The sequence below is a fragment of the Mesorhizobium sp. M8A.F.Ca.ET.202.01.1.1 genome (genome assembly GCF_004791595.1).
Classification (GTDB): domain Bacteria; phylum Pseudomonadota; class Alphaproteobacteria; order Rhizobiales; family Rhizobiaceae; genus Mesorhizobium.
The window spans coordinates 12,595-31,533 of sequence record NZ_SRUN01000009.1; the positions used below are offsets into that span (position 1 = coordinate 12,595).

17 protein-coding genes are annotated in these 18,939 nt (G+C 63.4%); 4 read left to right on the top strand and 13 right to left on the bottom strand.

The window, feature by feature from the left end:
* Positions 1 to 270 precede the first annotated feature (270 nt).
* Complete coding sequence (locus EN845_RS19555) at positions 271 to 1,368, top strand: trypsin-like serine protease (RefSeq protein ID WP_127872348.1); 1,098 nt, start codon at positions 271 to 273, stop codon at positions 1,366 to 1,368.
* Between the two features lie 76 nt (positions 1,369 to 1,444).
* On the opposite strand, the gene mgrA is transcribed toward EN845_RS19555, so the two are convergent.
* From mgrA to EN845_RS19590, 7 genes are all read right to left on the bottom strand, one after another.
* Entirely contained in the window at positions 1,445 to 2,491 is a 1,047-nt protein-coding gene (gene mgrA, locus EN845_RS19560) for an L-glyceraldehyde 3-phosphate reductase (protein ID WP_127872347.1), read from the bottom strand.
* 133 nt (positions 2,492 to 2,624) lie between these two features.
* The gene (locus EN845_RS19565; RefSeq protein ID WP_127872346.1) at positions 2,625 to 3,767 is read right to left on the bottom strand and encodes a Gfo/Idh/MocA family oxidoreductase; all 1,143 of its coding nucleotides are present in this window, start codon (positions 3,765 to 3,767) and stop codon (positions 2,625 to 2,627) included.
* A gap of 11 nt (positions 3,768 to 3,778) precedes the next feature.
* A complete protein-coding gene (locus EN845_RS19570; RefSeq protein WP_127277060.1) occupies positions 3,779 to 4,525 on the bottom strand; it encodes a sugar phosphate isomerase/epimerase in 747 nt (248 codons plus the stop codon).
* A 55-nt stretch (positions 4,526 to 4,580) separates the two neighbouring features.
* On the bottom strand, positions 4,581 to 5,678 hold the full coding sequence (locus EN845_RS19575) for an ABC transporter ATP-binding protein (protein ID WP_127872363.1): 1,098 nt from the start codon (positions 5,676 to 5,678) through the stop codon (positions 4,581 to 4,583).
* Positions 5,679 to 5,683: 5 nt separating this feature from the next.
* Positions 5,684 to 6,619, bottom strand: a complete 936-nt coding sequence (locus tag EN845_RS19580; protein ID WP_127277058.1) for a carbohydrate ABC transporter permease — start codon at positions 6,617 to 6,619, stop codon at positions 5,684 to 5,686.
* Positions 6,612 to 7,505, bottom strand: a complete 894-nt coding sequence (locus tag EN845_RS19585) for a sugar ABC transporter permease (RefSeq protein WP_127872345.1) — start codon at positions 7,503 to 7,505, stop codon at positions 6,612 to 6,614. Before EN845_RS19585 ends, EN845_RS19580 begins: the two co-directional genes overlap by 8 nt.
* An 85-nt stretch (positions 7,506 to 7,590) precedes the next feature.
* Positions 7,591 to 8,829 (bottom strand): ABC transporter substrate-binding protein, encoded by a 1,239-nt coding sequence (locus EN845_RS19590; RefSeq protein ID WP_127872344.1) that lies wholly within the window; start codon positions 8,827 to 8,829, stop codon positions 7,591 to 7,593.
* A gap of 409 nt (positions 8,830 to 9,238) precedes the next feature.
* Here EN845_RS19590 and EN845_RS19595 point away from each other — a divergent pair, with 409 nt between their 5' ends.
* Positions 9,239 to 10,291, top strand: coding sequence for a LacI family transcriptional regulator (locus tag EN845_RS19595; protein WP_127872343.1), 1,053 nt, complete (start codon positions 9,239 to 9,241; stop codon positions 10,289 to 10,291).
* Here EN845_RS19595 and gndA read toward each other — a convergent pair.
* From gndA to EN845_RS19625, 6 genes are all read right to left on the bottom strand, one after another.
* The gene (gene gndA, locus EN845_RS19600; protein ID WP_127872342.1) at positions 10,288 to 11,715 is read right to left on the bottom strand and encodes an NADP-dependent phosphogluconate dehydrogenase; all 1,428 of its coding nucleotides are present in this window, start codon (positions 11,713 to 11,715) and stop codon (positions 10,288 to 10,290) included. The two genes, EN845_RS19595 and gndA, sit on opposite strands and share 4 nt — an antisense overlap.
* A gap of 151 nt (positions 11,716 to 11,866) precedes the next feature.
* On the bottom strand, positions 11,867 to 13,426 hold the full coding sequence (locus tag EN845_RS19605) for a copper resistance CopC/CopD family protein (RefSeq protein WP_127872341.1): 1,560 nt from the start codon (positions 13,424 to 13,426) through the stop codon (positions 11,867 to 11,869).
* A 129-nt stretch (positions 13,427 to 13,555) separates the two neighbouring features.
* The gene (locus tag EN845_RS19610; RefSeq protein WP_127872340.1) at positions 13,556 to 14,074 is read right to left on the bottom strand and encodes a YcnI family protein; all 519 of its coding nucleotides are present in this window, start codon (positions 14,072 to 14,074) and stop codon (positions 13,556 to 13,558) included.
* Positions 14,075 to 14,113: 39 nt separating this feature from the next.
* Positions 14,114 to 14,656, bottom strand: coding sequence for a copper chaperone PCu(A)C (locus tag EN845_RS19615; protein WP_127872339.1), 543 nt, complete (start codon positions 14,654 to 14,656; stop codon positions 14,114 to 14,116).
* A 96-nt stretch (positions 14,657 to 14,752) separates the two neighbouring features.
* Positions 14,753 to 15,109, bottom strand: a complete 357-nt coding sequence (locus EN845_RS19620) for a DUF2946 family protein (RefSeq protein WP_127277062.1) — start codon at positions 15,107 to 15,109, stop codon at positions 14,753 to 14,755.
* Positions 15,110 to 15,229: 120 nt separating this feature from the next.
* A complete protein-coding gene (locus EN845_RS19625; RefSeq protein WP_127277044.1) occupies positions 15,230 to 16,132 on the bottom strand; it encodes a GntR family transcriptional regulator in 903 nt (300 codons plus the stop codon).
* A gap of 236 nt (positions 16,133 to 16,368) precedes the next feature.
* On the opposite strand from EN845_RS19625, the gene EN845_RS19630 reads away from it, so the two are divergent.
* Together EN845_RS19630 and EN845_RS19635 are read left to right on the top strand one after the other, a co-directional pair.
* Positions 16,369 to 17,874 (top strand): altronate dehydratase family protein, encoded by a 1,506-nt coding sequence (locus EN845_RS19630; RefSeq protein ID WP_127872338.1) that lies wholly within the window; start codon positions 16,369 to 16,371, stop codon positions 17,872 to 17,874.
* A gap of 63 nt (positions 17,875 to 17,937) precedes the next feature.
* Positions 17,938 to 18,936, top strand: coding sequence for an aldo/keto reductase (locus EN845_RS19635; RefSeq protein WP_127277040.1), 999 nt, complete (start codon positions 17,938 to 17,940; stop codon positions 18,934 to 18,936).
* Positions 18,937 to 18,939: the final 3 nt, after the last annotated feature.

Here is an 18,939-nt window from a genome sequence, read left to right on the forward strand (position 1 = left end):
AAAGCCCCCGCCTAAGACCCTGCCGCGACATACTGCCTAAAATAATCCAAAATTGGCAATGATAAATCGCTTCCACGTAGCCCGTGGGGGGCTATAGAGTTTTGTGCGGGTTCTGCTCGCGGGCACGGTTAGCAAAAGTGGGATTCGGTTTTGTGACCGATCGCGCGCCGTTCGATAGGGTGCGTGTCCGGATCGCCGAACCGGCGGCCTCTGGTTGCACAATGCCCGGCGTCGATCCGCGCGGGAGAATTGTCTCAGGAGGGGGTTCGGGTGCACATCACAAATCGGTTCGGGCAGGTCGTTGCCGCATCGCTGCTTGGCATCGCCGCTGCCGTTGCATTCATCAACGCCGGCCAGGCGGACGAGGCCGCCGTCAGGCCGGAAGCGGCCGTTTCGCCGATGCAGCGGGTGACCGATGCCAGGGCCAAGGCAGCGGCGGAGAACCCCGACGGCACCGATCGCGTCTATGGCGGCAATCAGGCTGAAAAGGGCGCCTATCCTTTCCAGGTGGCACTCCTCACCACCGCCAGGCTGGACGAGAATCCGGCCTCTCAGGCCAACGCGCAGTTTTGCGGCGGCAGCCTGATCGCGCCGCAATGGGTGCTGACGGCTGCGCACTGCCTCAACGACAAGGGCCGCCCGATCTCGCCCGATTCCGTCACCGTGCTGACCGGTGCCACGGATCTCAGCGAAGGCAAGCGGCACAAGGTTGTCGAAGTCATCGTCAACGAGGGCTACAGCGAACAGACGCTCGACAACGATCTCGGCCTGCTCCGGCTCGCCGACCCGGCCGATGCGCCGACCATCAAGCTTACCCATGACGCGACACCAGACACCGGCAAGACCACCGTCACCGGCTGGGGCAAGATGCAGGACGGCACCTTCCCGACCACGCTGATGGTCGCCGATCTCGACCTGCAGCCAAACAGCGCCTGCAACAGCGGCATCAAGGCCATCTATGCCCATGACCTGAAAGCGGCTCTCGGAGACCTGTCGCACCGCATGCGCTATTCGGAAAAGGGCATCGATGCCGCGGCCAATGCGATTGCCGCCGACATGACCGATCCGCTGACCAGCAACATGATCTGCGCCGGCACCACGAGCGGCGTGCGTGACGCCTGCAATGGCGACAGCGGCGGACCGCTGTTCATGACCGGCGCCGGCGGCCCGATCCAGGTCGGCGTCGTCAGTTGGGGCGAAGGCCCGGCCGATGGCAGCGCTGCCTGCGGCCACAAGGACGCCTATGGCATCTACACGCGGCTGGCCAACTACAGCGGCTGGATCGAGGCCAAGATGAAGACATCCGCGCCGGCGCCGGAAAAGCCCAAGGCCGGACTCGGCACCGCCCAGAAGCCAAAGTCGCCCTGAAGCGGCCGCTTCGGGTCGCCATGGAAAACGGCGGGAACACCCCGCCGTTTTTTGTTTGCCGGCTTGCCGAGCGAGCCTATTTCCTTGGCGGACCTTTGCGCTCGGCGGAGGCCGCCCACAGATTGATGTCGGACTCGCGCGCGTAAGCATCGATCTCGGCCAATTCGGCGTCGCTGAAATCGAGCACCTTGAGCGCACCGACGCAATCCTCGACCTGCTCGGGCCGGCTGGCGCCGATCAACGCCGACGTCACCTTGCCCTTGCGCAACACCCATGCCAGCGCCATCTGCGCCAGCGTCTGGCCGCGTTTGCCGGCAATCGCGTTGAGCGACTTGATGTTGGCAATGGTGCGATCGTTGATGAAAGCCGTCTTCAGCGACTTGCCCTGGGAGGCCCGGCTGCCATCGGGAATGCCGCCGAGATATTTATCCGTCAGCATGCCTTGCGCCAGCGGCGAAAACACGATGGAGCCGACGCCGAGCCCTTCGAGCGTGTCGAGCAGCCCGTCCTCCTCGACCCAGCGGTTCAACATCGAATAGCTCGGCTGGTGGATGACACAGGGCGTGCCCAATTGCCTCAATATGTCGGCGGCCTCGCGGGTGCGCTGCGAATTGTAGGACGAGATGCCGGCATAGAGCGCCTTGCCCGAACGCACCGCATGGTCGAGCGCACCCATGGTTTCTTCGAGCGGCGTGTCGGGATCGAAACGGTGCGAATAGAAGATGTCGACATAGTCGAGCCCCATCCGCTTCAGGCTCTGGTCGAGGCTGGCCAGTACGTATTTGCGCCCGCCCCATTCGCCGTAGGGACCGGCCCACATCTCGTAGCCGGCCTTGGTCGAGATGATCAGCTCGTCGCGATAGGCGGAAAAATCGGTGCGCAGTATCTCGCCGAAAGCGGTCTCCGCCGAGCCGGGCGGCGGACCATAATTGTTGGCGAGGTCGAAATGGGTGATGCCGAGGTCGAAAGCCTTGCGGACGATGGCCTGCTTGGTCCGATGCGGCGTGTCGTCGCCGAAATTGTGCCACAGCCCGAGCGAGATCGCCGGCAGCTTGAGGCCGGACCGCCCGCAGCGGTTGTAGATCATGTTTTCGTAGCGGTTTTCAGCGGCGATATAGGGCATGGGAAATCCTCGGATCTGAACGGACAGGGCACCGTCATCGCAGAGGCGATGAACGTGCCCGTACGCCATCCTTTACCCCCTCCCCGGAGGAACGGGGAGAGGGGGCAAGCAAAATTATCGATAATCTCCGCGACTACTTCTTCTTGGCCAGGAGATCCTTGGCTTGCTTGACGCCAAGGGCGGCCGGACGCTCGCATGTGGTCTGCATGGCGACGAACTTGCCGGTTTCGCCGGAGCGCAGGAGGCCGGTCATGACATCGACGGCATGCAGCGCGAGTTCCATCGAGCAGCGGTGCGGCCGCCCTTCGGCGATCGCCAGCGCCATGTCGGCCAAGCCCGCCGTGCGGTAATTGGCCATCATGCCTTGGCCGTGCATCTCATTGGGGATGCCCAGCGGATGCTTCCATTTCGGCTGCTTCTTGACCGGTTTGCCCTCTTCGGTGAAGCGCACGTCGCCGCCGAAGAAGTTCGGATCCGGCACGAACACCGTTCCGGCCTCGCCATAAAGCTCCATCGGTGCGTGGCCGTGAGCCCAGACGTCCCAGCTTGTGTTCAGTGTCACCACGGCGCCGTTCTCGAATTCGAGCAGGCCGTGAATGGTGGTCGGCGTGTTGACAGGGATCTTTTCACCCGCTCGCGGCTTGGAACTGATGGTCCGCTCCTTGGCGGGGGTCGTCGCGAAAGCCGCCACCTGCTTCACCGGCCCGATCAGCTGGATGAGATTGGTGATGTAGTACGGTCCGATGTCGAGCACCGGCCCGGCACCCGGCTGGAAGAAGAAGTCCGGATTGGGGTGCCAGTGTTCCATGCCATGGCCCATGACATGGCAGGTGCCGCTGGTGATCCTGCCGAGCTTTCCCTCGTCGATCAGCTCACGCACCAACTGGTGCGCGCCGCCGAGAAACGTGTCCGGCGCCGAGCCGATGCGCAGCCCCTTCTTCTCGGCCCGCGTCTTGAGGTCCTGGCCCTCCTTGAGCGACAGCACGAACGGCTTTTCCGAATAGACGTGCTTGCCGGCATCGAGCACCTGCTTCGACACCTCGTAGTGCACGGCCGGAATGGTCAGGTTGACGATGATGTCGATATCGTCGGCCTTGAGCAGATCCTCGACGGTTTCGGCACGGAGCTTGAATTCCTTCGCCCGTGCCCTGGCCGCGTCCATGTTGATGTCGGCGCAGGCGCGCATCTCGATGCCGCGAAACAGCGGCGCCAGCGAGAAATACGCCTTCGAGATGTTGCCGCAGCCGATGACGCCAATACCCAGTTTCTTTGCCATGGTGGTTGTTCCTAGTAGCTCTTGACGGTTGCGATCGAGCGGCGGGCGAAGCGCTCGATGTCGTTGGGATTGTCCTGTTCCATGACAAAGTATTTCGCCGCGCTCTTGGCCCGCAACACCTTGATCAGGTCCGCCCAGTCGATCGTGCCGTGGCCGACATCCGACCAGCCATCCTCATCCAGCCCCTCACCCGGCTTCGCCATGTCCTTGACATGCACGGCGACGATGCGCTTGCCGTGCTTTTCGATCCAGGGCAGCGGGTCGGCGCCGCCGCGCACCACCCAGGCAACGTCCATTTCCCAGCCAATGTCGGGGGCGGAGGACAGGATATGATCCTGCGGCAGCGAGCCGTCGGCGAGCGCCTTGAACTCGAAATCATGGTTGTGCCAGGCAAAACCATAGCCGGCCTTCGAGGCCACCTCGCCGACCTTGGCCAGGCGCTCGCCGAAGCCGCGCCAGCCGGCGGTATCGGATGGCCTGTCCTCCGCCATCAGATAGGGGCAGATCAAGAGCTTGACGCCGAGCGTTTCGGCGATCCGGCGCACGCCGTCGAAATCCTTCTCCAGCGCATCGATGGAAAAATGCCCGGTCGGCATGGCAAGGCCGTTCTTGTCGAGTTCGGCGCGGAAGGCCTTGGGATCGTCATAGACGCCGCCGAAGCCTTCGACCTCGGCGTAACCGAGCTTGCCGAGCATTTCGAGCACATCGGTCCAAGGCAAGAAATTGCGGGCGCTATAAAGTTGGAATGACCAGTTCATCGTCTCTGTCCGTTCTGCTTGGGGATTGTCTTTGGGAGGATGGTCTTCTTGGGAGCTACATGCGGTTGCCGGATGGGATATCGAACAGCGAGGCGCGGGCGGGGTCAAAGCCGATCCGAACCGGATCGCCATTGCGCAGCGTCTTTTCCGCCTCGACGCGGAAGGAGAAATTGCGGTCGCCGAGCTTCGTCCACACCAGCGTGTCGGAGCCCATCGGCTCGACGATTTCGACGGCGGCGTCGGTGGCGAAGGGCATGGAGTTCGCGGCCTCGCCAAAGGCAACGTGCTCCGGCCGGATCCCGAACACGCAAGGCCCGCTCTTGTTGCCGGCGCCGTCGAAGCCGTAGCGATCGAGCGGTATGGTCAAATCCCCGGTCTTGAACACCGCCGTCGTGCCAGCCTCCAGCTGCCCCTCGACGAAATTCATCGCCGGCGAGCCGAGGAACCCTGCAACGAACCGGTTGACCGGACGGTTGTAGATGGTCTGCGGCGCGTCGAGCTGCTGGATGACACCGCCCTTCATCACCGCGATGCGATCGGCCAGCGTCATCGCCTCGATCTGGTCGTGGGTGACGTAGATCATCGTGTTCTGCAGCTTGCGGTGCAGAAGCTTGATCTCGACGCGCAGCTCCGAACGCAGCTTGGCATCGAGATTGGACAGCGGTTCGTCGAACAGGAAGACATCGACATCGCGCACCAGCGCCCGCCCGATCGCCACGCGCTGGCGCTGGCCGCCCGAGAGTGCCGCCGGCTTGCGCTGCAAAAGCGGCTCGATCTGCAGGATCTCGGCGGCACGCGCGATGCGCTTGGCGATTTCGTCCTTGGCGATGCCGGCGACACGCAGCCCGAAGGACAGGTTCTTCTCCACCGTCATCTGCGGATAGAGCGCATAGGACTGGAAAACCATGCCGATGCCGCGGTCCTTGGGCTCTTCCCAGGTGACGTTCTTGCCCTTGATGAAGATGCAGCCTTCCGAAATGTCGAGCAGGCCGGCAATGCAGTTGAGCAAGGTCGACTTGCCGCAGCCGGAAGGTCCGAGCAGCACGATGAACTCGCCTTCGGCGACATCGAGGTTGAGCGTCTGCAGCACCGAGACCGCGCCGAAGTTCAGCGACAAGTCCTGGATCGAAACGCTGGTGCCGTTCGCCGCCATCGCCATCACCCTTTCACCGCGCCGGCGGCAATGCCGCGCACGAACAATTTGCCGGAAATGAAATAGACGACCAGCGGCACCAGGCCGGTCAGGATGGTGGCGGCCATGTTGACGTTGTATTCCTTCACGCCCTGCACCGAGTTGACGATGTTGTTGAGCTGCACCGTCATCGGATAGGTGTCGGGACGGGTGTAGACGACGCCGAACAGGAAGTCGTTCCAGATGCCGGTCACCTGCAGGATGATGGCGACGACGAAGATCGGCAGCGACATCGGCAGCATGATGCGCAGGTAGATGCCCCAGAAGCCGGCGCCGTCGACGCGCGCCGCCCGGAACAGCTCCTCCGGCATCGAGGTGAAATAATTGCGGAACAGAAGCGTCAGGATCGGCATGCCGAAAATGGAATGCACGATCACCAGGCCTGTAAGGCTGCCATAGAGGCCGATCTCGCGCAGGATGATGACGATCGGATAGATCATCACCTGATAGGGAATGAAGGCGCCGACGATCAGGATGACGAAGAATGTGTCGGCGCCCTTGAAGCGCCAGTTGGCCAGCGCGTAGCCGTTCACCGAGGCGATGGCGATCGACAGGATCACCGAGGGAACGGTGATGCGCACCGAGTTCCAGAAACCGCGCGAAAGCCCGTCGCAATTGAGGCCGGTGCAGGCCTGCGACCACGCCTTGACCCAGGGCTCGAAGGTGATCTCGAGCGGCGGCGAGAAGATGTTGCCGAGGCGGATTTCCGGCATGCCCTTGAGCGAGGTGACGACCATCACATAGAGCGGCAGGAGGTAGTAGAGCGCCACGACGATGAGCGTACCGTAGAGGAAAATGTTGCGGCGCGAGAACACGTGTCGCGGCTTCGGTCCGCTCGGTCCGGAGACGCCGGCTTGCGGGTTTGACGACGTGGCGGACAAGGAGACGGCATGGTCAGACACGCTTGCGGCCTCCGAATTCGAGATAGGCCCACGGCACGATGACGATCATCACCGACAGCAGCATCATGGTCGAGGCGGCAAAGCCCTGGCCGAGATTCTGGGCGAAGAACATGTAGTCGTAGACATATTTTGCCGGCACTTCGGAGGCGATGCCGGGACCGCCGCTGGTCTGCGCAACGACGAGGTCGTAGACCTTGACGATGCCGGACGCGATGATCACCAGCGTGGTGATGAAAACCGGCCGCATCATCGGGATGATGATGAAGAGATAGGTCTTCCACATGGGTATCCCGTCCACCCGTGCGGCCTTCCAGATATCCTCGTCGATGCCGCGCAGGCCCGCCAGCATCAGGCACATGATCAGTCCCGTGCCTTGCCAAAGCGCGGCGATCGATATGCCGTAGATGACGATGCTGGAATTGTAGAGCGGATTGAAGTCGAAGCTGGTCCAGCCCAGGCTTCGCACCACTCCCTGAACGCCGAAATCCGGATTGAGCAGCCACTGCCAGACAAGGCCGGTGACGATGAAAGACAATGCGAAGGGGTAGAGGAAGATGGTGCGGAACGTGTCCTCGAAACGGATCTTCTGGTCGAGCAGGGCTGCCAGCAGAAACCCGATCACCAGCGAGAACACCAGTGAGATCACGCCGTAGATCAAGAGATTCTCGATCGAGATCAGCCAGCGCGGCGTCGCCCAAAGCCGGTAATACTGGTCGAGCCCGACGAAATTCAACCGCGGCAGGAGCTTTGAATTGGTGAAGGAATAAAGCACCGTCCACGCCGTGCCGCCGACGAACACCACCACGGCGGTGAGCACCATCGGGATCGAGGCGATTTTCGCGTTGAGATTGCGGAAAAGCCGGTTGGGGCGTTCGCTGTTGCTCATCTCGGCAGCCTCGCTGGGACAATAAGAGCCTCACGCTCCCGACCCTCGATGGACAAGGGCCGGGAGCTGGCGGGGGCGCCTGAGATCAATCGGCGGAAGCGATGATGTCGGCGAAGCGCTTCTGCGCCTCTTCGAGGGTCATGTCGGGCTTGGCGAAGAACTCCGAGAACAGGTCCTCCTTCTGCTTCTGGCTGTCCTGCGAGAGCAGTTGGTCCGTCCACGGGATGACCGCGCCCTTGGCCAGGATGGCGAGGCCCTTCTTCATGCAGTCATTGGCCGCGGCGAGGTCGACGTCGCCGCGCACCGGCAGCGAACCCTTCTTGAGGTTGAAGGCGACCTGGGTCTTGGGATCGAGCAGGGTTTCGGCCAGTACTTCCTGCGCCTTGGCCTTGTCGGCATCCTTGAACAGCGGGAAATAGAAGGCGTCGCCGCCCGTGGCGATGACCTCGTTCAGGCCAAGGCCGGGAAGACAGGTATAGTCCTTGCCGGCGGTCTTGCCGGCGACCTGGAACTCGCCCTGCGCCCAGTCGCCCATGATCTGGCCGCCGGCCTTGCCGGTGATGACCATGTTGGTGGCCTGGTTCCAGTCCTGCACATTGGTGTTCTTGGCCATCTTGCGCGCATCGTCGGCCGCCTTGAAGACCTTGGCGACTTCGGGACCGGCTGCGAACTTGGCGTCCTTGTCCTTGTAGACCTTGAGGAAGGTGTCGGTTCCGCCGACCGCGGCAAGCAGCACGTCGAAGGCGCCCGATGCCTGCCAGGCCTGCCCACCGACCGCGAGCGGCACGATGCCTGCCTTCTCCAGCGCCGGGGCCGCGGCCACATATTCATTCCAGTTCTTCGGCACCGGCACGCCGGCCTTCTCGAAGGCCGCGTTCGACAGCCACAGCCATTGCCAGGAATGGATGTTGACCGGAACGCAATAGATCTTGCCGCCGATCGTGCAACTGTCGAGCAGGCTCTTGGGCCGCACCACTTCCGTCCATTTGCCCTTGGTGGCGACATCGGTGAGGTCGCGCATCAGGCCGGCCTGCACCAGTTCTTCCGCCTGCCGGCCATGATTGAATTGGGTGGCTCCCATCGGATCGCCGCCCGTGATGCGGCTGATCATGATCGGCCGCGCCGTACCGCCGGATCCGGCGATGGCACCGTCGACCCAGTGATTGCCTGTGGCGTCGAATGCCTTGGCGAGTTCGGCGACCGCCGCCGCCTCGCCACCGGAGGTCCACCAATGGGTGACTTCCAGATCGGTCGCGGCCGCCGGCCCGGCAACGTTGAGCGCAACTGTCGCGGCAAAGGCAGCGGTCAGGAATTTGTATCGCATTTCGGCTTCCTCCCAGAAATCTGAAACGTTACAGATTTTCGATACGGCAATTGCGCCGATGGTGCAACCCCGGCCGTGCGGATGACCTTACATTTTTTCGAAGCGCGAATAAATTCTTGGAGCCCGCCGCGTGTGGTGCATCGCAACACGCCGGGATTGCAGTGCAAAACGGTCAATTTTCCTGTAAAACTCGGCAAAGTCGCCGCGAAGACGGCATTTCGCCTTGGATTCCCAAGAGAATTTGCCCGCCAGATATCCGCAGCCATACTGGCGGACGACAAGCCGAGATTGGCAATCTGTAACGTTTCAGTATATTGCAGCCACACAAGGCCTGAAATCACGCCGGATTGCGGATTGCGGCGATTGCCGACCCGGCCTGCGGCTGCTATGCGCCTGACGGGCGGGAAGAATGGACAAACAGCGGACGAAAAAAACCGAAGAGGCGTCGGCGCAAGAACGGCCGACGCTGAAGACGCTTGCCTTCATGACCGGGCTCGGCGTCACCACCGTATCGCGCGCCCTGAAGGATGCCCCGGAGATCGGCGCCGAGACCAGGCGCCGCGTCCAGCTCGTCGCCAAGCAGATCGGCTACCGGCCCAACCGCGCCGGCGTGCGCCTCAGGACCGGCAAGACCAATGTCATCAGCCTCGTGCTCAACACCGAGCAGGAGATCATGAGCTTCGTCTCCGACATCATCTATGGCGTCACCGAAGTCATCGCCGACACGCCCTACCACTTGATCGTCACACCCTATTCGCGCTCGCAGGATCCGCTGGATCCGGTGCGCTATCTCGTGGAGACCGGTTCGGCCGACGGCGTCATCATCTCGCGCACGCAGCCGAACGATCCCCGCGCCCGCTACATGCTGGAGCGGGGGATACCCTTCGCCACGCATGGCCGCACCGATATGGGGCTGGTTCATCCCTACCATGATTTCGACAACTACGCCTTCGCGGCCGAGGCCGTGCGCCATCTCGCCGGCATGGGTCGCCGCCGGCTCGCTTTGGTGACGCCGCCGGCCGGTTTGAGCTACTACCGCCATACGGTCGACGGCTTTGCCGACGCGCTGAGCGAAGTCGGCGCCAGCGAGGTGCCGTTCAACACCATCTCGATCGACCATTCGATCGAACAGATCAGGATGAGGACCGCGCAGCTGATGCGGCGCGATATCAGACCGGACGGCATAATCAGCAGCGCCGCCGCCGCGACGCTCGCCATCGTCGCCGGTATAGAGGATGCCGGCTTCAAGCTCGGCCGCGACGTCGACGTGGTGTCGAAGCAGTCGTCGGATCTGCTGCATCTGTTCCGGCATGAATTGCTGGTCGTCAACGAAGATTTCCGGCTGGCCGGCTCCGAGCTTGCGCGCTCGGTGCTCGGCTGGATCGGCGGCACCGCGCCCGGCTCGCTGCAGAGCCTGAGCGAGCCGAAGGGCGTTGTGGCCTATCGGCGCTCAGGCGACTAACGCGCCGCGCCGCTGCCCCAAGGGCCGTGGAACGCACCCTGCTCGCCGATGCGCTCGAAACCATGCGCACCGAAGAAGTCGCGCTGCGCCTGGATCAGGTTCGAGGTGCCGCGGCCCTGGCGATAGCTGTCGAAATAGGCAAGCGCCGAAGACAGCGCCGGCACCGGCGTCCCGGCTTCGGAAGCCCTCGCCACGATGCGCCGCAGCGACGGATGCGCCTCCTGCATCAAGCTGATGAAAGCCGGCGCCATCAGCAGGTTGGTCGAAGCGCCGCCACTGCTGAAGGCCTCGGCCATTGTGTCGAGCATTTGCGAGCGGATGATGCAGCCGGCGCGCCAGATCTTGGCGATGGTCGGCATCGGCAGGTTCCAGTTGAACTCCTTCGAGGCGCCGGCCATCACGGCAAAGCCCTGCGCGTAAGCAGCAATCTTGCCGGCGAACAGCGCCAGTTCGAGGTCTCTCAGCAGCGTATCCTTGTCGCCAGAAATTTTCGTCACGCCGATATTGCCATAGGCCTTTTCGGCTGCCTGCCGTTCGTCCTTGATCGACGACAGCACGCGCGCCGCCACCGCCGCCTCGATCGCGGTCGCCGGAATGCCGAGCTGCTGCGCCTCGATGACGGACCATTTGCCGGTGCCCTTCTGGCCGGCGCGATCGAGGATGATGTCGACCACCGGCTTGCCGGTCTTCGGATCGTCGGCGGCGAGCACCTTGGCGGTGATCTCGATCAGGTAGGAATTGAGCCGGCCCTTGTTCCAGTTGGAAAATACCGTGCCGATCTCCTTCGGCCCCATGCCCAGGCCATCGCGCAGGATACCGTAGATCTCGGCAATCATCTGCATGTCGGCATATTCAATGCCGTTGTGGATGGTCTTGACGAAATGCCCGGCGCCGTCCGTACCGAGCCAGGCGGCACACGGCTCGTCCTTGAACTTGGCGGAGATGGCGGTCAGCACCTTCTCGACACGCTTCCAGGAGTCTTCGGTGCCGCCGACCATGATCGACGGCCCATGGCGCGCGCCTTCCTCGCCGCCCGAGACGCCCATGCCGATGAAGGTCAAACCCGAGCCGGAGAGCTCGGAGAAGCGCCGCATCGTGTCGCGGAAATTGGCATTGCCGGCATCGATGACGATGTCGTTGGCCGACAGCACGCCGCGCAGCGCTTCGATCTGCTCGTCCACCGGCTTGCCGGCCAGCACCATGATAATGATCGGGCGCGGCGGCCGGATCGCCGCGGCAAGCTCTTCCAGGCTGTAACAGGGGACGACCATGTCCCTGAGCGCACCGGCATTCTCGACGAAGGCGTCCGTGCGTGCCTTGGTGCGGTTGAAGACGGCGATGCGGTGCCCGTGTTCGGCGATGTTCAGCGCCAGGTTGGAGCCCATCGTGCCAAGGCCGATCAGGCCGATTTCGGCTTTTTCCATCGTTTCTTCCCTGCTTTCGGATCGCTTTGTTGAGGCCGTGTTTTGCGGGCGATGATTGACGAGCGTTTCAAGCCGCGTCAACCGCCTCGCCGAATTGTGTTATAGCCGCACGCGGACGTTTCCCGTTCGACAATGGTATCACATCCGTGAGTTACGGCCTGATGTCGATCGGCGCCTCGATCTTCACCACGTCGAAGTCCGAGACCAATATGTCTATGCGCACCGTCCAGCGGCCGGGAACCGGGATCACGAGGTTGTCGACACGCCAACTGCCGTCGCCTGGCTTGGTTGCCGCGCGCTTCAGCGGCTCGATGCCTGAATCGGGCTTCGACAGCACCAGCGTCACTTCCTTGGCATCGAGCGGTCCGAAATCCCCGGTCATGATGATCATCGAGGCGGAAACCGGCCCGGCATGGCCAGGCGTGATGCTGAGATCGGCCATCGCCTGCAGCGCGTGGATGTGGACCGAAACCGGTTGCGCCGCCGCGATCGCCAACGCCCGTGGCGGCGGTGTGAAGCGCCAGCCCGCGGCGACACCGAAGATCGCCAACACGATCAGCACTTCGACGCCGACCGAGCGGGTGAGCCTGCGTTGCACCTCGGTTGCGCCCGCCTCGGCCGAAGCGGTGAGCTTCCAGCGATTGACGGCGGCCAGCGTGAACAGGAAGACCAGCAGCGCGAGCTTGACCAGCAGCAGCAGGCCATAGGCAGTGTCGACCAGCGCCGAGGGCGTCCGCACCTGGATCACGGCCAACACGATGCCCGCCGCGGCAAGCAAGGCGACCACGGGCAGGATGGCCCATGAGAAGCGACGCAGGAATTCGACGGCGCCGGCCGCTTGACGCTTCAGCGCGAGACCGAGCGGCACCAGAGCGCCCGCCCAGAACGCGATACCGGCGCCATGCACGAAAACCAGCGGCCGTGTCAGCCATTGCGGCTCGGCCGCACTTGCGTGGCCGCTTGCGGCAAGTGCCGCGCCCACACCCGCCAGCCCGGCAAGGGCAAGTGGCCTGGCAGCCGCGCGCGGTGCGGCCAGCGACACCAGGCCAAGTCCCAGCGCTATCAGGGCGATCAGCGCCGTCCAGCCGAAACTGGTCCCAAGACCGGTGCGCCAGACGACCGGCTGCGCCAGATGGGAGAGCGGCGCGCCGAGCGCATCGAGGCCTTGCAAGCCCAGCGACAGCGGCGCCGCCACCAGTCCGCACAGGATCGCCCCGGCAACAAAGCGCTGACCGGCACGGCCATCCCCGGCCAGCCAGGCAAGGGCGAAAGCGCCGCCAATGCCGAAGAAAAGACCTGCATAGAGAAGGACCTTGCCGATCCAGATCGCTGACCGCAGCGGCCAGTCGATCGCTTCGGAGACGTCCGGCGGCTCGCTTGGCGCACCTATGGAAAACAAGAGCGAGCCGCCGACCGGATGGCCGTCGGCGGAAATGACGCGCCAGCTCAGCACATGCGTGCCCGAATTGAGCGCCCGCGGATTGTCGATCTCGACCGTCTGCTCGCTGAGGCGGAAGGATGTCAGCGCAACCGGCGTGCCGTCGGGCCTCACCAGCGTCAGCACCAGCGGCGAGACCGGCTCGCTGAAGGTCAGCGAGAACCGCGCCGGCGCCTGTGCCAGCACGGCGCCGTCGGCCGGGTCGGTCTTGATCAGCGCCGCATGGGCAAGGGCCTGGCTTGTCGAGGCCATGACGATGAACGCGATGACCATCGCGAAAAGCCCACAGGGCCAGCCGAATCGCTTGCTGGTCGTTGCGGGCCTTTGAAGTGGGGATCTCTCGTTCATGCTGTCGCCATGGAATTGGCGGCGCACCTTGCCGACAGGCGCGCCGCCAGAAAATCATTTCTTCGGCGTGAGCTTGATGCCGGGCGCCGGGTTCTCAAGCGCGTCCTCATCCTGTCCGGCCGCCGGAACCTCTATCCAGCGGGCGGCGGCATCGCCGCATTCCTGCACCACCGGGAAGTAGAGTTTCTGGCCGGCGGGCAAATCCGCCGTCAGCGTCGCCCGGAAGACGAACTCGTCGTAGAATTCATCCGGCAGATTGCCGCCGCTCCAGTCGATTTCCTTCACCCCGTCGGCCACCGCCTGGCCGTAGAGCTGGTACGACTTCTCGTACTTGCCCTTCTTGGTCTGCAGCGTCCAGCCAGGCTTGGGCATCGGCTTGACCGCGATCACCCCTTCCGGAATCTGCACGCGTACGGCGGTCGTCGCCTTGCCGTCGCAACCATGCGGCACGCGCAGCACTGCCTTGTAGGTCGAGCCGACCGCCGCCTCCTGGGTCTCGAGCGTGATGTGCGGGAAGGCGGCATTTGTCCCCAGCACGAGAAACGCGCCGGCCGCCAAAAGATATCTGATCATGATGGTCCCTCTGATGTCGAAATTGGTGGATCGGCACGCTCAATTGGCGTGGTCGTCCGTGCCACCCGTTTCGCCCATGCCCTCGACGGCGAACTCGACGCTGACCTTACCGGCCTTCTCGAAGGTCAGCGTGGCGGCGAATTTTTCGCCCTGCTTGGGTTGCCGCTTCAGGCCGATGAACATCAGGTGATAGCCTCCGGGCGCGAGCGCCACCTTGCCGCCTGCCGGGATTTCCAAGCCACCGTCCACTGGCCGCATGGTCATCACGCCGTCCTTGACGCCCATCTCGTGCAGTTCGGCCTTTTCCGAGATGTCGGAGGTAATCGACAGCAACCGGTCCGGCGTGCTGCCATTGTTGGTGATGGTGAAATAGCCGCCGGCCACCTTGGCGCCGGTCGGCGTGGCACGCGACCACGGATGCCCGATCTCGAGATCACCGAGTTTGAATTCATGCGCCAGGACAGTCTGGACGCCGCCGAGCATGATCACGAAAGCCAGGGCGGCAACGCCGAAACGTTCCTGGACGCGAGACAGAATGCGGCTGAACAAAGTGCCCGCCGCTATACGGAAAGAATGGGACATGGTTGCTCCATGACGTGATGATCGCGCCGTCGCCGGTCGCGAATGGTTTTGATCTTGGATGAGTACGCTCGCGAAAGGTTCCGCAAGCAAGCAGGCTCAACCCGCCAGCGGCGGCGCGCGCGGGTTCGACGGGGAGCGTTCGCGGGCGAAGTCGAGATGCGTGGCCGCCGGGAAGACAAAGGCGACGGTCTCGAAGGAAAAGGACGCAAGTGCAAGCCCGGCATCGGGCGGCGGCGCATAGGCCGGCGAAAACATGCTGCAGCCAAGTGTGCAGCAGGCCGGCAGGTGGGACGGATGCTGGTCGCCGCCGGGAAGCTGGGAGGCGCCGTCGTGGGTACAGATGACGTTGCCGAAGGCGTCGAGCTGCGCGGCACTCGACACGGTGCTGAAGGCGAACGCACCAAGTGTCGACTGGAGCAACAGCAAATAGGCCGCGACAAGCGCGACCGGAATGCTCCACCGTCTCCCCGGGCCGATCAAGCCATCTGCCTCTTCAAACAATCGATGACGATACCTAGCACGGCCGAGACAGGTCGAAAATCGCCAATTCGCTGCTGCGGCAACGCGGCAGGATCAGCTCTTTTGGGGTTGCCGGCTTTCCGGGATCGAGGTCAGCAATGTCTGGCGTGCCGACTTCAGATGCTTGCGGCAGGCTGCATCGACCTTGCCGAGGTCGCGCGACTTGAGTGCCTCGATATAGAATAGATGCTCGCCGATCGCGACTTCGTTGCGCTCGCGTTCCTGCGCCTTGTTCCACTGGTAATGGTAATGGAAGATCATGGCGATGACGTCGTAGAAATCAACGATGAAGCGGTTGTGCGATGCGCGATGGATGAGCCGGTGGAAGCGCTCGTCCAGCTCCGAGAACTCATTGAAGCGCGTTGCGATCTCGCGCGCCAGAGCGCGGTGTTCCTCCTCCAGCCGGTCGAGATCCCCCCAGACCGGACTATCCCGCGGCAGCGCGGTGAACGCGGCGGCCGAGCGCAATTCGAATATCTCGCGGATCTCGGTCAGTTCCAGCGCGAAGGCGCGTGTAAAACCTTTCAGCACCCAATGGCTGTTGCGGCGTTTCTCGATCAGGCCGAAACGGGAGAAGCGGATCAGGAACTCGCGCACGCTGGTGGTGCCGACACCGATCTCACGCGCCAGTTCGAGCTCGTTGATCTGCATGCCGGCCTCGGCGCCGCCGGCAAGCAGCCTCCGCATGAACGACCGCTCGATGATCTCGGCCAGTGTGTCGGTCTCTTCCTCGGGGAAGAAATCGTCGGGATGCGGGTCGCGCAGCACCGTCTTGGCGCGCTTGTTCCAGGCGATCAGCCCGGTTTCCTCCATACGCGCCAGGATGCTGCGGACGGTCGTGCGGCTGACGCCGAGCAGCGCGCCCAGCTCGGGTTCCGACGGCAGGCTGCGCGTCTCGTCGAGCAGCCTGAGGCACCGGTTGTAGGCATCCTTGTAGACGTTGTTGCTCTTCGACATCCCTGACCCATTCATCCCCGCGCTTGCGGCGGCCGGCTTGAAGCGCAATATGATCTTCCCAGGATCCTGAAAGCAGGAATCGCTTTCACTGGTCAGGCTCATTGTTTCCAGCGCCACCAAGGGCCGACCCGAGCGAAAAAACAATTGACGCAAAACTGTTTTTTCACGATAAAAGACATTAGCTCTTAACAGGCGCGTGTCAATCCGCGCATCCCAGGATCACCCAGGAAACGCCCGTGAACGCCTCGAACACCATTCTTCTATCTCCCGCCGACAATGTCGCCGTTGCCAATGGCCGTATCGAGATCGGCACCACGCTGCCGGGCGGCGCGCTCGCTGCCGCCGTCATCGAGCCTGGCCACAAGGTGGCGATCAAGCCGATCGCCGCGGGTGAAGCCGTGGTCAAATACGCCCAGGCGATCGGCCGCGCCACACAGGACATCGCGCCGGGCGAGCACGTCCATTCGCACAATCTGGTTTTCGAGGCCGGCCGGCTGCCGGTGGTGCCGCCGAGCGAAGCCGAGCACGCAACCGAAGCTGACCGCGCCCGCACTTTCATGGGCTATCGCCGCGCCGATGGCCGCGCCGGCACGCGCAACTTCATCGGCATCATCGCCAGCGTCAATTGTTCGGCCACCGTCTGCCATTCGATCGCCGACACCGCCAACAGGACGTTGCTGCCGAAATATCCCGGCATCGATGGCTTCGTGCCGATCGTCCATGGCCAGGGTTGCGGCATGAGCGGCACCGGCGACGGCATGATGGTGCTGCACCGGACCTTGGCCGGCTATGCCCGCCATCCGAATTTTGGCGGCGTGCTGATGGTCGGCCTAGGCTGCGAGGTCAACCAGCTCACCCTCTACGGCCAGAAGGGTGCCGCCGCCGGCAAGCGCCACTTCAACATCCAGGATGCCGGCGGGTCGCGCAAATCGGTGGAAAAGGCGATGGGCGTGCTGGCCGAGATATCAGAGGAAGTCGGGCAGTTGAAGCGCGAGCCGATTCCGGTCAGCGAGATCGTCGTCGGCCTGCAATGCGGCGGCTCCGACGGCATGTCTGGCATCACGGCCAATCCGGCGCTGGGCGCGGCGGTCGACATTCTCGCTGGCGTCGGCGGCATCGGCATCCTCTCCGAGACGACGGAAATTTATGGCGCCGAGCATCTGCTCGCCTATCGCGCGGCGACGCCCGAGGTCGCCAAGAAGCTCGATGGCTATGTGAAATGGTGGGAAGATCACGTCGCCAAGCATGGCGCCTCGATCGACAACAACCCCTCGCCCGGCAACAAGCGCGGCGGCCTCACCACCATCCTGGAAAAGTCGCTCGGTGCCGTCGCCAAGGGCGGCCAGACGCCGCTCAACGGCGTGTTCGGCTATGCCGAGAAGGTCACCGGCAACGGGCTGGTGTTCATGGACACGCCCGGTTACGACCCGGTCTCGGCCACCGGACAAGTCGCGGGCGGCGCCAATGTCATCGTCTTCACCACCGGCCGCGGCTCCTGCTTCGGCTGCCGGCCGACACCCTCGATCAAGGTCGCCACCAACTCGACCATGTATCACCAGATGGAAGAGGACATGGACGTCAATTGCGGTGTCATCGCCTCCGGCGAAAAGACCATCGCCGGCATGGGCCGCGAGATCTTCGAACTCATCGTCGAGACGGCTTCGGGCCGCAAGACCAAGAGCGAGGATTTCGGCTATGGCGACAACGAGTTCGTGCCCTGGCATCTCGGCGCGACACTCTGAAATTCAAGCAATATCTGATAAACTTGCCGGGCTGGACAACGGCCGGGAACGGGGAGGTTGTGCATGGAAAGACGCCGCATCGGCCAGACAGCGCTGGAGGTCACAGAGATCAGCTTTGGCGGCGCCGCGATCGGCGGCCTCTACCGCGCCTGTTCGCGCGAGGCGGCGATGGAAACGCTGCAAGGCGCCTGGGAGGCGGGCTTGCGCTATTTCGACACCGCGCCCTTCTACGGCTTCGGCCTGTCGGAGCGTCGCTTCGGCGACTTCCTGCGCTACAAGCCACGCGATTCCTACGTGCTTTCGACCAAGGTCGGCCGCCTGTTCCGCCCGGTGCCGGAAGACCAGGTTCCCGACCACTCCTATGTCGATCCGCTGCCCTTCGCGCTGGATTACGACTATTCCTATGACGGCATTATGCGGTCGGTAGACTTCAGCTATGCGCGCCTCGGGCTAAACAGGATAGACATCCTGTATGTGCACGACATCGGCGTCTACACGCATGGTGTCGAGAAGACCAAGCTGCATTTCCGCCAGTTGATGGATGGCGGGCTCAAGGCGCTTGAGGAGTTGAAGCGGGCCGGTACGATTTCCGCCTATGGGCTCGGCGTCAACGAAGTCCCAATCTGCCTTGACGTGATGCGCCGGGCGCCGCTCGACTGCATCCTGCTCGCCAGCCGTTATTCCTTGCTCGACCGCAGCGCGGAAGCCGAACTGCTGCCGCTGTGCCGTGCGCAACAGACGTCGCTGGTGATCGGTGGCGTTTTCAACTCGGGCATATTGGCGACCGGGCCGGTGCAAGGCGCCCATTTCGACTACCAGCCCGCCAGCCACGATGTGCTCGACCGTGTCGACGCCATGGAGAAGATCGCCGGTGAAGGCGGTTATCCGCTGCCGGCGGCCGCGTTTCAGTTTCCCTTGCACGAGCCAGCCGTCGCCACCGTGCTGACCGGCACGGCAAAATTGGCGAACCTGACGCGCAACCTCGAACTGCTCGATATCGACGTGCCGGAGACGGAATATGCCAAGTATCGTCCCTACACGGTGGTGCAGGAACTGGCTTGAGGC

What these genes read in the sequence shown, in the direction of transcription:
- EN845_RS19615 (WP_127872339.1), bottom strand. Translation starts at nt 14,656, where the DNA reads ATGTCCCATTCTTTCCGTATAGCGGCGGGCACTTTGTTCAGCCGCATT.
- EN845_RS19610 (WP_127872340.1), bottom strand. Translation starts at nt 14,074, where the DNA reads ATGATCAGATATCTTTTGGCGGCCGGCGCGTTTCTCGTGCTGGGGACA.
- EN845_RS19570 (WP_127277060.1), bottom strand. Translation starts at nt 4,525, where the DNA reads ATGAACTGGTCATTCCAACTTTATAGCGCCCGCAATTTCTTGCCTTGG.
- EN845_RS19625 (WP_127277044.1), bottom strand. Translation starts at nt 16,132, where the DNA reads ATGTCGAAGAGCAACAACGTCTACAAGGATGCCTACAACCGGTGCCTC.
- EN845_RS19595 (WP_127872343.1), top strand. Translation starts at nt 9,239, where the DNA reads ATGGACAAACAGCGGACGAAAAAAACCGAAGAGGCGTCGGCGCAAGAA.
- EN845_RS19590 (WP_127872344.1), bottom strand. Translation starts at nt 8,829, where the DNA reads ATGCGATACAAATTCCTGACCGCTGCCTTTGCCGCGACAGTTGCGCTC.
- EN845_RS19565 (WP_127872346.1), bottom strand. Translation starts at nt 3,767, where the DNA reads ATGGCAAAGAAACTGGGTATTGGCGTCATCGGCTGCGGCAACATCTCG.
- EN845_RS19605 (WP_127872341.1), bottom strand. Translation starts at nt 13,426, where the DNA reads ATGGTCATCGCGTTCATCGTCATGGCCTCGACAAGCCAGGCCCTTGCC.
- EN845_RS19575 (WP_127872363.1), bottom strand. Translation starts at nt 5,678, where the DNA reads ATGGCGGCGAACGGCACCAGCGTTTCGATCCAGGACTTGTCGCTGAAC.
- EN845_RS19635 (WP_127277040.1), top strand. Translation starts at nt 17,938, where the DNA reads ATGGAAAGACGCCGCATCGGCCAGACAGCGCTGGAGGTCACAGAGATC.
- gndA (WP_127872342.1), bottom strand. Translation starts at nt 11,715, where the DNA reads ATGGAAAAAGCCGAAATCGGCCTGATCGGCCTTGGCACGATGGGCTCC.
- EN845_RS19585 (WP_127872345.1), bottom strand. Translation starts at nt 7,505, where the DNA reads ATGAGCAACAGCGAACGCCCCAACCGGCTTTTCCGCAATCTCAACGCG.
- mgrA (WP_127872347.1), bottom strand. Translation starts at nt 2,491, where the DNA reads ATGCCCTATATCGCCGCTGAAAACCGCTACGAAAACATGATCTACAAC.